A 14,394-nucleotide genomic window follows, 5' to 3' on the forward strand; every position below is an offset into this window, starting at 1 on the left:
TGCCGCGTCAGTCGGGGTTTGCCCGGTAGCGAGGTGTCCTGGTGCGTGCGATCGCCAGGCAGCCGGGAGCCGCATGTAGTTGTCCTACCTGGGCTTTCGGCTAACGCAGCGAGTGTGCGTGCCAGGGCGCCGAGCGGGGCCAACCCTGGCTGACGCGGCACCAGGCCGCGCCCACCTGGCCGCCGGGGCAGGGGCCCTCGACGGTCAGGCGGACACCGGTTCGGGAGTGGACGCCGTCGGCCATCCGGTCGGCATCGAGCCGCCTGGCGCGGGCCCAGCTCTGCGGTGCGGAAGTCATGGGTCAACTATCGCCGCCCCTCGGCTGTCAGCGAATGCGCTGAGAGCCGAGGGGCGTTCCACGGGCCCGGCCGGGCGGGCAGGGTAGGGCCATGAAGGTACTGGTGTTGGGCGGGACGGCGTTCGCCGGGCCCGCGATCGTGGACGAGGCGTTGGCCCGAGGCTGGGAGGTCACCGTCTTCAACCGGGGACGGACCCCCGCGCCGCCAGGGGTGCGGGCGCTGCGCGGCGACCGGACGGCGTCCGACGGGCTTGCCGCCCTGGCGGACGGCGCGTGGGATCTGGTGGTCGACACCTGGAGCCACGCGCCGACGGCCGTGCGGGACACCGCCCGGCTGCTGGCCGACAGGGCCGGCCACTACAGCTATGTCTCCAGCCGTTCCGTCTACACCTGGCCCGCGCCGTCGGGAGCGGACGAGTCCAGCCCGGTGGTCGACGGGTCGCCGGACGCGGAGGCCCGCGACTACGCCCTGGACAAGCGTGGCGGCGAGCTGGCCGTGGAACGGGAGTTCGGCGCCGAACGGAGCCTGCTGGTGCGCTGCGGGCTGCTGCTCGGGCCGGGCGAGGACGTCGGCCGGCTGCCCTGGTGGCTCTCCAGGATCGCCGCCGGCGGCGAGGTGTTGGCGCCCGGACCGCGTGAACTGCCCCTTCAGTACCTGGACATCAGGGATGTCGCGCGGTGGACGCTGGACGCGGCGGCGCGGGGGCGCGGCGGCCCCTTCGACCTGGTCAGCCCGCCGGGCGCGGCCACCATGGGGGAGCTGCTCGAAACCTGTCGCGCGGTCACCGGCTCCGAGGCGGTGCTGTGCTGGGCCGACCCCGAGGTGGTGCTGGCCGCCGAGATCGCGCCCTGGACCGAGCTGCCGGCCTGGCTCCCGCCGGGCCCCGAACACCAGGCCCTGCACGGCTCGGACGTGAGCCGCGCGCTGGCCGCCGGGCTCACGGTCCGGCCGCTGGCCGAGACGGTCCGGGACACGTGGGCCTGGCTCGGCACGCTGGCCCCGGACCACCAGCTCGGCTCGACCCGCTCCCGGGTCGGCCTCCCACCGGACAAGGAGGCCGCAGCCCTTTCCGCCGCGCGGCGCTGAGCGGTCCGCCGCGCGGCGCCGCGCCGACGTGGCGGGCCGTACCGGGGCCGGTGCGGGCCCCGTGGGCGGTTGGCAACGGCACTGGCCCAGCGGGCCGTTGCGCGGCGCTGGCGCGGTGGGCCGGCCATGGGGCGCCGGGGCCGATGCCGGCGGGGGGCCGACCATGGTGCGGGCGGTCGGGCGCTGCCGTGAGGTGCCCGACGGCTGCGCGCCTCGTCCGGCGCGGCCGGTGGGGCGTGGGGCGGTGGTGGCGTGGTGCGCCCGTGGGTTGCCGGGGGCCGACAACGGTGCTGGTGTTTGGGCGCTGCCGTCGGGGTGCGCTCGCCGGCGTAGCCGTGGGGCGTGGGGCCGGAAGCAACTCCCGCTCGTGCGAACGCCCCCGGCGGCGCGCGGCGGGCGCGTCAGCGTTTCGGTGGGGTGAGGGGGAGGCCCGCGGCGCGCCAGCTCTGGAAGCCGCCGATGAGGTCGGTGGCCCGGTGGAGGCCGAGGGAGCGGAGTGACGCCGCCGCCAGCGAGGAGGCGTAGCCCTCGTCGCAGAAGAGGATCCAGCGGACCCCGGTGTCCGTCGCCTCCGGCACCGACGCGCCGCTGCCCGGGTCGCACCGCCACTCCAGGTGGTTGCGCTCGATGACGAGCGCCCCGGGGACGGTGCCGTCCCGGTCCCGCTGGGGCGTGGTGCGGGTGTCGACCAGCACCGCGCCCCCGGCCGCCTCCTGGTGTGCCCGGAGCGCCGTCACCCGGTCCAGGGTGGCGCGCGCGGCGGCGAGTTGGGCCGCTATGCCGAGGTGTTCCGTCATGGGTGCCGCCCTGTCTCTCGTCACTGCCCGGCCGCCCGCCGGGAGGGTTCCGTCACTTCTCGACGGGGTCCGTGCGGTCGAGCCGCAGGCGGCCCTCGGCGATCTCCGTGTAGTACGACATGGTGGTCAGCGCCGGCGCGTAGGCGTGGATGCTGACGGCGGGCTGCTCGCCCCTGTTGGTCACCTCGTGCACATGGCGCGGGCCGAAGGAGCGTAGCCCCTCGGTGGGCAGCGAACGGACGCCGGGCCCGCGTGTCGTTCCGGCCTCCGGCGGGGCGAAGGAGCGCTCGGTGAGGGTGCCGCGCACCACGCCGAAGGCGCCGGACGCGCCGCCGTGGTCGTGGATCTCGGTGCCCTGGCCCGGCAGCCAGGTCAGCAGCCACACCTCGTGTTCGGCGCCCGTGTCGAGGCGGTGGTACCAGCGGTCGGGGGTGGTGAACCGCACCAGCGGTTCCCAGAGCGCGCGGCGGGCGGCGAAGGCGCGCACCGTGGCGGCCAACTCCTGGGGCGTGCGCGGGTCCTGGGGCGGTGCGGGCAGGGCGGGGGCGGATGTCGACATGCGGACCTCGCAGGCGGTGTGGTGCAGGTGGGGGGTGCGGGGGCGCGCGCCTCGCCCCGGCGGGCAAGGCGGCGCGGGAACCCGTGCGGAGCGGGCCGGGGGCAGCGGGCCCCGAGTCGGCACGCGAGGAGAGAGAAGGGGGAGCCGGCGGCGCGGGCTCGGCGGCTCAGCTGGAGCCGCGACGACAGAGCGCGCTGGCCACGCGGACCAGGTCCACATGGCATCGCGAGAAAAGGCGCTTGCCCGTCGTCATGGCGAAAGATTTACCGTGCCCCGCCCGGCCAGGTCAAGCCGGGCCATATTCCTGGAATATCGGAACGCGGACGGGCCGCGTTCCGTGATGTGAGATGGATCGCCAATATCTTGACGTCACCTCGGTGTTGCTGGCATGCTCACTTATCGTGAGTCAAGCTGACTTTCTCGTAACGCGGCTGCACGTCGATCTTCGGCGGCAGGCCAGCGCCATCTGTGCCGTCGGTTGCTGAAACAGCATCCAGCCGACGCACTTCCCCTACGCGCCTTCGCGTGACGCTCTTCCCTCCGCCGTAGTCCCGCGGAGGTGTTCGTCGCATTTCGCCGCTTTTCCGGTCCGGTGTCCCGAACCTCTCGTCCGGCATTCCGCCGGATTTTTCGGATGCCGTCGATCCGGTGGTCGATCCGGCCGGTAGACGTCCGGTAGGCGCCTTCTCGGTCGGTGAGCCAGGGGATTTCTCGGCTGCCTGGGGACCAATGTGTCCCACCCCACAGTGATGAGTATTTCCATCAGGCATCAGGCATCAGGGAAAGGCAGCAACAGACATGACCGGCAGTGGCTTTGACATTCGAAGGATCGGCGGCCGGATCGGCGCCGAGATCCTCGGTGTCGACATCTCCCGCCCCCTCGACCCCGGCGTCGTCGCCGAGGTCAACGGCGCACTGATCGAGCACAAGGCGCTGTTCTTCCGGGGCCAGGACCTGGACGACGCGGCGCAGCTCAGGTTCGCCTCCCTCTTCGGCGAGCTGACCACCGCGCACCCCACCGTGCCTTCGGCCGACGGCCAGCCCCACGTGCTCGCCGTCAACGGCGAGGAGGGCATCCGTTCCAACCGGTGGCACACCGACGTCACTTTCCTCCGCACCCCGCCCAAGGCGACCACCCTGCGCAGCCTGGTGGTGCCGCCCTACGGCGGGAACACGCTGATCGCCAACTCGGCCGCCGCCTACCGCGATCTGCCGGACGCGCTGCGGCAGTTGGCCGACGGGCTGTGGGCGGAGCACACCAACGACCACTACTACGCCGAGCCGAGGACGGCCAAGGCCGCCGAGCACCGGCGTCGGTTCGTCTCCCGGAAGTACCGCACGGCGCACCCGGTGGTGCGGGTCCATCCGGAGAGCGGTGAACGCGGCCTCTTCATCGGGGGGTTCGCACAGCGCCTCGTCGGCCTGAACGCCGACGACTCGCGCGATCTGCTGCGCATACTCCAGAACTACGTGATCCGCCCGGAGAACGTGGTGCGCTGGAGCTGGGCCCCCGGTGACCTGGTCCTCTTCGACAACCGCAGCACCCAGCACTACGCCCCGGACGACTACGGCACCCTGCCGCGCCTGCTGCACCGGGTGACCGTCGCCGGAGACGTGCCCGTCGGTATCGACGGTGAACGCAGCCGTGTCGTCGAAGGCGACGACGCGGAGCACTACACCCCCGCCGCGGCGGCCTGACCCCTTAACCCAAGGAAGGAGCCACCCATGCGGCACCTCACCGCGCTCCCCGATCTGTCCGAACTCTCCGACGTGACGGTGACCCTGGCACCGGAGAGCCAGGACCAGGCGGACGGCTCCGTGCCGCTCGTCGGCTATCTGGTTCTGGCCCCCGCCGGGACCCAGCCGGCGCAGCTCAGCGAACTGCTCGCCGCCCAGGGCGCGTTGACCGCGCCCAAGCCGGCCGCCGCCACCCCCGGCCGGGGCCGCGGCATCGTGGTGGACACCGAGGAACGCACCGCGACCGTCGACGGCGAACCGCTGCGGCTGACCTATCTGGAGTTCGAGCTGCTGGCGCACCTGGTGCGACACCCGCACCGGGTCTACACCAGGGAGCAGCTGGTCGCCACCATCTGGGGCTACGGCCCGGTGGGGGACCAGCGCACCGTGGACGTGCATATCGCCAGGCTGCGCCGCAAGTTGGGCGAGTCCTACCGGGAGCGCATCGTCACGGTGCGGCGGGTCGGCTACAAGTACGTGCCGGCCACCGGCTGAATCAGGCCACGGTCAGCCGACCAGCGCGGCGGTGCGTCGTTCCCGACGTGCCGCCGCGTAGCGGCGCACCAGCAGCTCCGCCAGCTCGGGAGCCGCACCCAGCACCGGAGCCAACACGTCGGCGCCCGCCTCGCGGGCGCCGGCCGCGATCCGGTCGGGCAGCCGCCCGGGCGCGATCACATAGGGCGCCACCACGACCCGGCCCAGGCCGGCGGAGCGCAGCGCGCGCACCGCCTGGGCCGGGTCCGGTGCGCTCGCCGAGGCGTAGGCGGAGACCACCGCGCCCCAACCGGCGCTCGCCCGCCAGCCGGCGGCGACCCGCTCCAGCGCGGCGCGCGCCGCCGGATCCGAGGTGCCGGCCGAGGCGAGCACCACGCCGGTGTCCGAACGGCGCGCCAGGGCAGCGGAGTCGGCCTCGGCCAGCCGCCGCTCCAGGGCCCGCGTCAGCAGCGGGTCGGGCCCCAGCACCGCGGCCTGCCGCACCGAGAGCCCCGGCAGCCTGGCCTGTTCGCCGGCCAGCACAGCCGGGATGTCCGTGGTCGCGTGGAAGGCGCGGTTCAACAGCAGCGGCAGCGCCACCACCTCGCGCCGCGAGGACGCGTGCAGCCCGGCGAGCACCGTCTCGACGCGGGGCGCGGCGAAGTCCAGGAAACCATGGGCCACCGACACTCCGGGGGCGAGCGTGCGCACCCGGGCCGCGAGCGCGGTGACCGTCGCGGCATGGCGGGCATCCCTGCTGCCATGCGCGACGATCAACAGCGTCGGTGGCCGGCCGGTCATGTCGTCCTGGCCAACAGCCCACGGGAGCGCAGCACCCGGCGCTCCAGCGGCGAGAAGAACAGCAGGTCGATGGCGACGCCCACGACCAGGATCAGGATGATCGTGGCCAGCACCCCCGACATGTTCTGCATGGTGCGGTAGTTCTCCATCAGCTGCCCGAGCCCGGTGCCCAGATCGGGCGAGTGGACGATCAGCTCGGCCGCCATCAGCGACCGCCAGGAGAACGCCCAGCCCTGCTTGAGGCCCGCCAGGTAGCCGGGCAGCGCCGCCGGCAGCAGCACATGCCGCACGCTGGTCAGCCCGCGCGCGCCCAGGGTGCGGCCGGCCCGCAGATAGAGCGGCGGGATCTGGTCGACGCCCGCGACGATGCCGTTGGCGATCGACGGCACCGCGCCCAGCAGCACCACCGCGTAGATGGTGCCGTTGGTCAGCCCGAACCAGATGATGGCGGCGGGCACCCACGCGATCGAGGGCAGCGACTGGAGGCCGGTCAGCACCGGACCTATCGCCGCCCGCACCAGCTTGACCCGCGCCACGAGCAGCCCCAGCGGGGTGCCCACGCAGATCGCGATCAGAAAGCCGAGCAGGCCACGTGAGACGCTGGTCCAGATGTACTCCAGCAGGGTGCCCTCACGCCACATGTCCTGGAAGACCGAGCCCACGTCGCCCGGGCTGGGCAGCAGGTAGTCCGGCTGCACATCCGACCAGTAGGCGATCTGCCAGGCCGTCAGCACCAGGCCGACCGCGACGAACGGCGGCAGCACCTTGGTCAGCAGGATCTTGCCGACGGGGGTCCGTTCCGCCGTCGCCTGGCTCTCCAGCGCGTCCAGGCCGGCTTCCAGGCCCGCCAGATCGCCTCCGGTCTCCCGTGGCTCCTTCGTCTCCCGGGACGCGGTCTCACTGCTGGCCATGGCGGCGGATCTCCTCCCGGAGTCGTTCGGTGATCTCCACGGAGAGCGCGGAGACCTCGGCGTCCTCGATCCGGCGGGGCTGCTCGATGTCGACGCGCCACTCGGTGACGATCCGGCCCGGCCGGGAGGAGAGCAGGATGACCCGCTGGGCCAGCCGCACCGCCTCCCGGACGTTGTGCGTCACAAAGAGCACCGAGACGCCGGTCTCGGACCAGATCCGGGTCAGCTCCTCGTGCAGCACGTCCCTGGTGATGGCGTCGAGCGCCGCGAACGGCTCGTCCATCAGCAGCAGTTGGCTGGCCTGGGCGAGCGCCCTGGCCAGTGCCACGCGCTGCCGCATGCCGCCGGACAGCTCGTGCACCCGCTTGTCGTAGCTGCCGCCGAGCCGCACCAGGCTCAGCAGCCGCTCCGCCTCCGGGCGCCGCTCCGCCTTGGGCACCCCGCGCAGCCGCAGCGCCAACTCGACGTTGCGGCCGGCGGTGAGCCACGGGAACAGCGCGTGCTCCTGGAACATCAGCGCCGGGCGCCCGCCGGGGACCGAGATCTCCCCCGCGGACGGCGCGTCGAGACCGGCGGCCAGGTTGAGCAGCGTCGACTTGCCGCACCCCGAGGCGCCGATCAGCGTGACGAACTCCCCGGGAGCGACATCCAGGCTGATGTCGTCCAGCACGAGTTGCTGTTTGCCCTGGCGGCCGAAGGATTTCGACACATGCTCGAACCGCACGGCGTAAGCGGCCTCGGCTGCGGCGTCCTCACCGACCGAGCTGTCGAGGGCCATGGCCATCGGAAGTCACCTCCTGGGGTGAACGTGAGCGGAAGGGGACGGAGGCTCAGCCGACGCCGAGACCGGCGTCGCCGGCCTCGGGCAGGTCGGCCTCGGCCAGCACCGAGTTGAGGATCGACAGGTCGTAGATGCCGGTCAGGTCCGTCTCGTCCAACAGGCCGACCTCGGTGGCGTTCTCGGCGCCGACCAGCAGCGTCTCGGCCAGCGGGTCGTTGAGGAACTCGACGTTCTCGAAGGCCGGGTCCAGCACCTCGGCCGGCAGTTCGTTGCCGCCGGGCAGCCGGCCGAGCGCGCCGTTGAAGACGCTCTTGGCCTCGTCCGGGTTCTCGTTGATCCAGGCGTTGGTGCGCACCACGCCCCGCACCACGGCCTCGACCACGTCGGGGTGTTCGTCCAGGAAGCTCTGGGCGGCGATCACATGGGTGACCACGTACTGGCCGTTGTCCCACAGCTCGCCCTCGTCCAGCAGGGTCTCGGCGCCCCGGCTGATCAGGTTGGCCGCGGTGGGCTCCGGCACCCAGGCGCCGTCGATGTCGCCGCCGTCGAAGGCCGCCGGGATCTCCGAGTTGGCGATCCGCAGCACCGAGACGTCGCCCGAGCCGCTCTGCGGGTCGACCTCGAAGCCCTGGTCGTTGAGGTAGCTGAGCAGCGCCACGTCCTGGGTGTTGCCGAGCTGCGGGGTGGCGATCCGCTTGCCCGCCAGATCGTCCAGGCTGGCGACGGTGTCCGGGTTGACGACCAGCGAGGCGCCGCCGGAGGCCGCGCCGGAGACGACCCGCAGGCTCTGCCCGCCGGAGCCGGCGAAGCCGTTGATCGCGGGGTTGGGGCCGATGAAGGTGATGTCCAGATCCCCGGCGTTCAGCGCCTCGATCGCCGACGGACCGGCGTTGAAGATCTGCGTCTTCACCTCGGTGCCGCCCAGCTCCTCGCGGATCAGCCCGTCGTTCTCCAGACCGATCACGCCGGTCGCGTGCGTGATGTTGGCGAAGTAGCCGACGCGCACCTCGTCGGTGGAGAGCGCGGGGCCGCTGGCGCTGTTGGTCGGCGTGGGCTCGTCGTCGTCGGAGTCGGAGCCGTAACCGCAGGCGGCGAGCGGTGCCAACAGCAGCGTCAGGGAGGTCAGCGCGACCAGCGGGGTTCTGCGACGCACGGGGCGGGGAGCGGTCATGGCTCGGGGTTCCTCTCGGCGGTCCCGCGCCACGGACCTGCGGCGCGGGGGAAGGGGTGGGCTTACGGGCATCGGAAGGACGGGCCGGAAGACGCGGGAGGCGTCAACGAGAGCCCGCACATCGCGCGATGCCGCCGTGGCCGCTGCCAAGCGACCCACTGCCCACCCGTCCGCCCTCCTTGGCGAAGGTGGAGAAGACATCCCTCGGCATGATCAGAAGTCCCACCCGTCCTCGTCGGCCGCCTCGGCGCCGCCCGACGGGTCGGCGAACGCCTCGCCCGCCATGCCGGCGGTCAGCGTCGCGCCGTCGGCCGGGTCGATCAGCAGGAAGGAGCCGGTGGCGCGGGAGTCCGCGTAGCGGTCGACCGGCAGCGGCTCGGCGGTGCGGACGACCACCCGGCCGATGTCGTTGGCCACCAGCCGTCCGGGCTCGGGGTGTTGGGAGAGATCGTCCAGGGTCAGCCGGGACGGGATCTCCCTGACGATCGCCTTGACGGTGCGGGTGGTGTGCTTGAGCAGCACCCGGGCGCCCGGGGTCAGCGGACGGTCGTGCAGATGGCAGACGGTGGCCGTGAGGTCCTGGCTGGTCGGCGCCGCGCTGTCGGCGGGGGCGATCAGATCGCCCCGGGAGATGTCCAGATCGTCCGCCAGGCTGAGCGTCACCGACTGCGGGGCCCACGCCACATCCACCGACTGGCCCAGCGCGTCGATCCCGGTGATCACGCTGCCGCGGCCCGAGGGGGCCACCGTCACCCGCTCGCCCACCCGCAGCACGCCGGACGCGATCTGGCCCGCGTACCCCCGGTAGTCCGGGTGTGCGGCGGACTGCGGCCTGATCACGTACTGCACGGGGAAGCGCGCCGGATCCCGCGACGGGTCGTGCGCCACCGGCACCGTCTCCAGGTGTTCGAGCACGGTGGGGCCGCCGTACCAGTCCATGGTGGCCGACGGGGTCACCACGTTGTCGCCCGCGAGCGCCGAGATGGGGATCGGGGTGATCTCGGGGACGCCGAGGGAGGCGGCGTACCGGGTGAACTCGGCGGCGATCGCGGCGAAGACGGGCTCCGCGTAGTCGACCAGATCCATCTTGTTGACGGCCAGCACCACCTGCGGGACGCGCAGCAGGGCCGCGACCGCCGCGTGCCGGCGGGTCTGCTCCACCACGCCGTTGCGGGCGTCCACCAGGATGATCGCCAACTCGGCCGTCGAGGCGCCGGTCACCATGTTCCGGGTGTACTGCACATGCCCGGGGGTGTCGGCCAGGACGAAGCGCCGGCGTGCCGTGGCGAAGTAGCGGTAGGCCACGTCGATGGTGATGCCCTGCTCGCGCTCGGCGCGCAGCCCGTCCGTGAGCAGCGCCAGATCGGGCGCCTCCTGGCCCCGGTTGCGGGAGGCCAGCTCCACGGCCGCCAGCTGGTCGCTCAGCACCGACTTGGAGTCGTGCAACAGCCGCCCCACCAGCGTGGACTTGCCGTCGTCGACGGATCCGGCGGTGGCGAACCGCAGCAGCGAGGTGGCGGATATCGCCGCGCTGTCGGCGGTGTCGGCGGCGCTCTGGCCGGTCATCAGAAGTACCCCTCGCGCTTGCGGTCCTCCATGGCGGCCTCCGACAGCTTGTCGTCGGCCCGGGTGGCGCCCCGTTCGGTCAGCCGGGAGGCGGCGATCTCGGCGATGATCTGCTCGATGGTCTCCGCCGACGACTCCACGGCCCCGGTGCAGGACATGTCGCCGACGGTGCGGTACCGCACCTGGCGGCTGGCCACCGTCTCGGCCCCCTTGGCGCCGCCCCACTCGCCCGGGGCCAGCCACATGCCGTCGCGCCGGAACACGTCGCGGTGGTGCGCGTAGTAGATCGCCGGGATCTCGATCTTCTCCCTGGCGATGTACTGCCAGACGTCCAGCTCGGTCCAGTTGGAGAGCGGGAACACCCGGACGTGCTCGCCGGGCGCGTGCCGCCCGTTGTAGAGCTGCCACAGCTCGGGCCGCTGCCGCCTCGGGTCCCAGCCGCCGAACTCGTCGCGCAGCGAGAACACCCGCTCCTTGGCCCTGGCCTTCTCCTCGTCGCGCCGCCCGCCGCCGAAGACCGCGTCGAAGCGGTGTGCGTCGATGGCGTGCAGCAGCGGCACCGTCTGTAGCGGGTTGCGCGTTCCGTCGGGCCTCTCGCGCAGTTCGCCCCTGTCGATGAAGTCCTGCACCAGCGCGACTTCGAGGCGCAGTCCGTGCCTGGCCACCACCGCGTCGCGGTAGGCGATGACCTCGGGGAAGTTGTGCCCCGTGTCGACGTGCAGCAGGGCGAACGGGAGCGGCGCGGGCGCGAACGCCTTGAGCGCCAGGTGCAGCATGACGATGGAGTCCTTGCCGCCCGAGAAGAGGATCACCGGCCGCTCGAACTCGCCCGCCACCTCGCGGAAGATATGGACCGCCTCGGACTCCAGCACATCTAGATGGGAGAGGGCGAAGGGCCCGCCGACCTCGTCGGTGATCGAGAGTGCCGCCTTCATGGAGGAGTCCTTTCGTTCGTCCTCGATCACGCCAACCCCCGGTCGGTCAGCAGCGCGTGCAGCGCCGACGCGGACTCGGCGACCGTCTGCTCGTGCGCCGCGATCCGCAGATCCGGGTCCGCCGGCGCCTCGTAGGGGTCGTCGACGCCGGTCAGCCCCGTCAGTTCACCGCTGGCCTGCCGGGCGTAGAGGCCCTTGACGTCGCGCTCCGAGCAGACCTCGACCGGGGTCGCCACATGCACCTCCAGATAGCCGGTGCCGCCCGCCTGGTGGTGCTTGCGGACGGCCTCGCGGCTGTCGGCGTAGGGGGCTATCACCGGCACCAGGACCTTCACCCCGTGCGAGGCGAGCAGTTCGGCGACGAAGCCGATCCGCCGGACGTTGGTGTGCCGGTCCTCCCGGGAGAAGCCGAGCCCGGCGGAGAGGAAGGTGCGGATCTCGTCCCCGTCGAGCACCTCGACCCGGTGGCCCTCGTCGGCGAGCCGGGCGGCCAGCGCCTCGGCGATGGTGGTCTTGCCCGCGCTGGGCAGCCCGGTGAGCCAGACGGTGGCACCACGCTCGACCGTCGCCATGTCCCCACTCCTCGCGTCCCGCGCCGTTTCGGTCCTGGTCATCAGCCGTGCAACCCGCACTCGGTCTTGCCCAGGCCCGCCCAGCGGCCGGCCCGCGCGTCCTCGCCCTCGGCGACCCTGCGGGTGCAGGGCGCGCAGCCGATCGAGGCGTAGCCGTCCTGGAGCAGCGGGTTGGTGAGCACGCCGTGCTCGGCGACATACGCCGCCACGTCGTCCTGGGTCCAGCGGGCGATGGGGGCGATCTTCACCAGCGCGCGCCGCGCGTCCCAGCCGACCACGGGCGTGTCGGCCCGGGTGGGGGACTCGTCCCTGCGCAGGCCCGTGGCCCACGCGTCGTAGCCGGCGAGCCCGCGCTCCAGCGGGGCGACCTTGCGCAGCGCGCAGCAGCGGTCGGGGTCGCGCTCATGGAGCCGGGGGCCCCACTCGGCGTCCTGCTCGGCGACGGTCCTGGCCGGCGTCAACGTCCGCACGTTGACGTCCAGCACGGTGGCGACCGCGTCCCTGGTGCCGATGGTCTCGGGGAAGTGGTAGCCGGTGTCCAGGAACACCACGTCGACGCCCGGCCTGGCGCGGGAGGCCAGATGGGCGACGACGGCGTCCTCCATCGACGAGGTGACGCAGAACCGGTCGCCGAAGGTGTCGGTGGCCCAACGCAGGATGTCGACCGCGTCCGCGTCCTCAAGCTCGCGGCCCGCGCGCTCGGCCAGGTCCCGCAACTCCTCGACGCGTGCGGCGGATCGGCTGGTGGTGGTGTCCAACGTGCCCTCCTTCAGCTGGCGTCCTGGCCGTCGTCGGCGACGGGGCGGGTGAGACCGCTGGCCAACAGGCCCAGGAACGACAGTCGGAACGCCCGGTTGCAGGCGCCGCATTCCCAGGCGCCGTGACCGGCCTCGCTGGGCCGGAGATCCTCGTCGGCGCAGTAGGGGCAGTAGAACGGCGCGGCCCGCTCGCTCACGTGAGCTCCTCCTCGGTGGCGCGGGCCGCCCACTGGGCGAAGCGCTCCCCGGGCTCGCGCCCGGCCTCGAAGGCACGCAGCACCCGCTCCGCGTAGTCGGCGAGACCGGTAGCGGTGACCTTGAGGCCGCGCACCTTGCGGCCGAAGCCGGGGTCGAGGCCGAGGGAGCCGCCGAGGTGCACCTGGAAGCCCTCCACCTGCTTGCCCTCGTCGTCGGTGACCAGCTGGCCCTTGAGGCCGATGTCGGCGACCTGGATACGGGCGCAGGAGTTGGGGCAGCCGTTGATGTTGATGGTGATGGGCTCGGCGAAGTCCGGGAGCCTGCGCTCCAGTTCGTCGATCAGCCACTGGCCCCGGCTCTTGGTCTCCACGATGGCGAGCTTGCAGAACTCGATGCCGGTGCAGGCCATGGTGCCGCGCCGGAACGAGGAGGGGCGGGTGGTGAGGTCCAACGCCTCCAGGCCGTCGGCGAGCTGCTCGACCTGGTCCTCGGGCACGTCCAGGATCAGCATCTTCTGGTGGACGGTGGTGCGCACCCGGTGCGAGCCGTGGGCCTCGGCGAGATCGGCGATCTTGGCGAGTGTGGTGCCGTCGACCCGCCCCACGCGCGGCGCGAAGCCCAGGTAGAACCGGCCGTCCTTCTGCCGGTGCACGCCGATGTGGTCCCGCCAGTCGTTGGGCGGCTGCTCGGGCGCCGGGCCGTCGACCATCCGGCGCAGCAGGTACTCGTCCTCCAGCACCTGGCGGAACTTGGCGACGCCCCAGTCCTTCAGCAGGAACTTGATCCGGGCGCGGGTGCGCAGCCGCCGGTAGCCGTAGTCGCGGAAGAGGCCGACCACGCCCTCGTGCACGTCGGCGACCTCCTCCAACGGGACCCAGGCGCCGAGGCGTTGCCCGAGGCTCGGGTTGGTGGAGAGACCGCCGCCGACCCACACGTCGAAGCCCGGGCCGCGCTCGGGGTGGACCACGCCGACGAAGGCGATGTCGTTGATCTCGTGCACCACGTCCAGCAGCGGTGACCCCGAGATCGCCGACTTGAACTTGCGCGGGAGGTTGGAGTAGGCCCTGTTGCCGATCACCCGGCGCTGGATGGCCTCGATGGCCGGGGTGCCGTCGATGATCTCGTCGGCCGCGATGCCGGCGACGGGGGAGCCCACGATCACCCGGGGGGTGTCGCCGCACGCCTCGGTGGTGGAGAGGCCGACGCCCTCAAGGCGCCGCCAGATCTCCGGCATGTCCTCGATGCGGATCCAGTGGTACTGGACGTTCTGCCGGTCGGTGATGTCGGCGGTGCCGCGCGCGAACTCCTGTGATATCTCGCCGATCACCCGCAGCTGCTCGGTGGTCAATAGCCCGCCGTCGATGCGGACGCGGAGCATGAAGAACTCGTCGTCCAGCTCCTCGGGCTCCAGGATCGCGGTCTTGCCGCCGTCGATCCCCGGCTTGCGCTGGGTGTACAGACCCCACCAGCGCATCCGGCCGCGCAGGTCGGCGCCGTCGATCGAGTCGAATCCCCGGTGCGCGTAGATCGTCTCAATGCGTGTCCGCACATTGAGACCGTTGTCGTCCTTCTTCGTCTGCTCGTTGGCGTTGAGAGGCGTCATGTGCCCGGCGGCCCACTGGCCTTCGCCGCGGTGACGGCCGACCTTGCGGCGGGGGGTGCCGACGGGCTTCTTGGCGGAGTCCGACATGATCACGGTCTTTCTGCGGGCAGCAGGGACGCTCCGTCCTGGGGACCGGCGCGACATCG

At 72.4% G+C, this 14,394-nt stretch carries 17 protein-coding genes; 4 read left to right on the plus strand and 13 right to left on the minus strand.

What is annotated here, in order from left to right:
* Nucleotides 1-100 precede the first annotated feature (100 nt).
* A complete protein-coding gene (locus K4G22_RS25425; RefSeq protein ID WP_228082692.1) occupies nt 101-298 on the minus strand; it encodes a hypothetical protein in 198 nt (65 codons plus the stop codon).
* Nucleotides 299-389: 91 nt separating this feature from the next.
* Here K4G22_RS25425 and K4G22_RS25430 point away from each other — a divergent pair, with 91 nt between their 5' ends.
* Complete coding sequence (locus K4G22_RS25430; protein WP_228082694.1) at nt 390-1,385, plus strand: NAD-dependent epimerase/dehydratase family protein; 996 nt, start codon at nt 390-392, stop codon at nt 1,383-1,385.
* 401 nt (nt 1,386-1,786) lie between these two features.
* Here K4G22_RS25430 and K4G22_RS25435 read toward each other — a convergent pair whose 3' ends face one another.
* Together K4G22_RS25435 and K4G22_RS25440 are read right to left on the minus strand one after the other, a co-directional pair.
* Nucleotides 1,787-2,182: a rhodanese-like domain-containing protein gene (locus K4G22_RS25435; RefSeq protein WP_228082696.1), complete on the minus strand. Its 396-nt coding sequence runs from the start codon at nt 2,180-2,182 to the stop codon at nt 1,787-1,789.
* Nucleotides 2,183-2,234: 52 nt separating this feature from the next.
* Nucleotides 2,235-2,741: a cysteine dioxygenase gene (locus tag K4G22_RS25440; protein WP_228082698.1), complete on the minus strand. Its 507-nt coding sequence runs from the start codon at nt 2,739-2,741 to the stop codon at nt 2,235-2,237.
* Nucleotides 2,742-3,088: 347 nt separating this feature from the next.
* Between K4G22_RS25440 and K4G22_RS32040 the strand changes: the two genes are divergently transcribed.
* From K4G22_RS32040 to K4G22_RS25450, 3 genes are all read left to right on the plus strand, one after another.
* Nucleotides 3,089-3,226, plus strand: coding sequence for a putative leader peptide (locus K4G22_RS32040; protein ID WP_425336749.1), 138 nt, complete (start codon nt 3,089-3,091; stop codon nt 3,224-3,226).
* A gap of 313 nt (nt 3,227-3,539) precedes the next feature.
* A complete protein-coding gene (locus K4G22_RS25445) occupies nt 3,540-4,439 on the plus strand; it encodes a TauD/TfdA dioxygenase family protein (RefSeq protein ID WP_228082699.1) in 900 nt (299 codons plus the stop codon).
* Between the two features lie 27 nt (nt 4,440-4,466).
* Nucleotides 4,467-4,973 (plus strand): winged helix-turn-helix domain-containing protein, encoded by a 507-nt coding sequence (locus K4G22_RS25450; RefSeq protein WP_228082701.1) that lies wholly within the window; start codon nt 4,467-4,469, stop codon nt 4,971-4,973.
* A 12-nt stretch (nt 4,974-4,985) separates the two neighbouring features.
* Here K4G22_RS25450 and K4G22_RS25455 read toward each other — a convergent pair whose 3' ends face one another.
* From K4G22_RS25455 to K4G22_RS25500, 10 genes are all read right to left on the minus strand, one after another.
* On the minus strand, nt 4,986-5,753 hold the full coding sequence (locus K4G22_RS25455; RefSeq protein WP_228082703.1) for a sirohydrochlorin chelatase: 768 nt from the start codon (nt 5,751-5,753) through the stop codon (nt 4,986-4,988).
* Nucleotides 5,750-6,664 carry an ABC transporter permease gene (locus tag K4G22_RS25460; RefSeq protein ID WP_228082705.1) on the minus strand — a complete coding sequence of 305 codons (915 nt, stop codon included), beginning with the start codon at nt 6,662-6,664 and terminating at the stop codon, nt 5,750-5,752. The genes K4G22_RS25455 and K4G22_RS25460 overlap by 4 nt, the downstream gene beginning before the upstream one ends.
* A complete protein-coding gene (locus K4G22_RS25465) occupies nt 6,651-7,442 on the minus strand; it encodes an ABC transporter ATP-binding protein (RefSeq protein WP_425336811.1) in 792 nt (263 codons plus the stop codon). The genes K4G22_RS25460 and K4G22_RS25465 overlap by 14 nt, the downstream gene beginning before the upstream one ends.
* Before the next feature lie 52 nt (nt 7,443-7,494).
* Nucleotides 7,495-8,616: an ABC transporter substrate-binding protein gene (locus K4G22_RS25470; protein ID WP_228082709.1), complete on the minus strand. Its 1,122-nt coding sequence runs from the start codon at nt 8,614-8,616 to the stop codon at nt 7,495-7,497.
* 213 nt (nt 8,617-8,829) lie between these two features.
* Nucleotides 8,830-10,182 carry a sulfate adenylyltransferase subunit 1 gene (locus K4G22_RS25475; protein ID WP_228082711.1) on the minus strand — a complete coding sequence of 451 codons (1,353 nt, stop codon included), beginning with the start codon at nt 10,180-10,182 and terminating at the stop codon, nt 8,830-8,832.
* A complete protein-coding gene (cysD, locus tag K4G22_RS25480) occupies nt 10,182-11,117 on the minus strand; it encodes a sulfate adenylyltransferase subunit CysD (RefSeq protein ID WP_228082713.1) in 936 nt (311 codons plus the stop codon). Before cysD ends, K4G22_RS25475 begins: the two co-directional genes overlap by 1 nt.
* Before the next feature lie 26 nt (nt 11,118-11,143).
* On the minus strand, nt 11,144-11,689 hold the full coding sequence (cysC, locus tag K4G22_RS25485; protein ID WP_228082715.1) for an adenylyl-sulfate kinase: 546 nt from the start codon (nt 11,687-11,689) through the stop codon (nt 11,144-11,146).
* 41 nt (nt 11,690-11,730) lie between these two features.
* Nucleotides 11,731-12,447 carry a phosphoadenylyl-sulfate reductase gene (locus K4G22_RS25490; protein ID WP_228082717.1) on the minus strand — a complete coding sequence of 239 codons (717 nt, stop codon included), beginning with the start codon at nt 12,445-12,447 and terminating at the stop codon, nt 11,731-11,733.
* 11 nt (nt 12,448-12,458) lie between these two features.
* On the minus strand, nt 12,459-12,644 hold the full coding sequence (locus K4G22_RS25495; RefSeq protein WP_228082719.1) for a hypothetical protein: 186 nt from the start codon (nt 12,642-12,644) through the stop codon (nt 12,459-12,461).
* Complete coding sequence (locus K4G22_RS25500; protein WP_228082721.1) at nt 12,641-14,335, minus strand: nitrite/sulfite reductase; 1,695 nt, start codon at nt 14,333-14,335, stop codon at nt 12,641-12,643. Before K4G22_RS25500 ends, K4G22_RS25495 begins: the two co-directional genes overlap by 4 nt.
* Between the last annotated feature and the right edge of the window lie 59 nt (nt 14,336-14,394).

Origin of the sequence: Streptomyces profundus, assembly GCF_020740535.1 — a bacterium.
Classification (GTDB): Bacteria; Actinomycetota; Actinomycetes; order Streptomycetales; family Streptomycetaceae; genus Streptomyces; species Streptomyces profundus.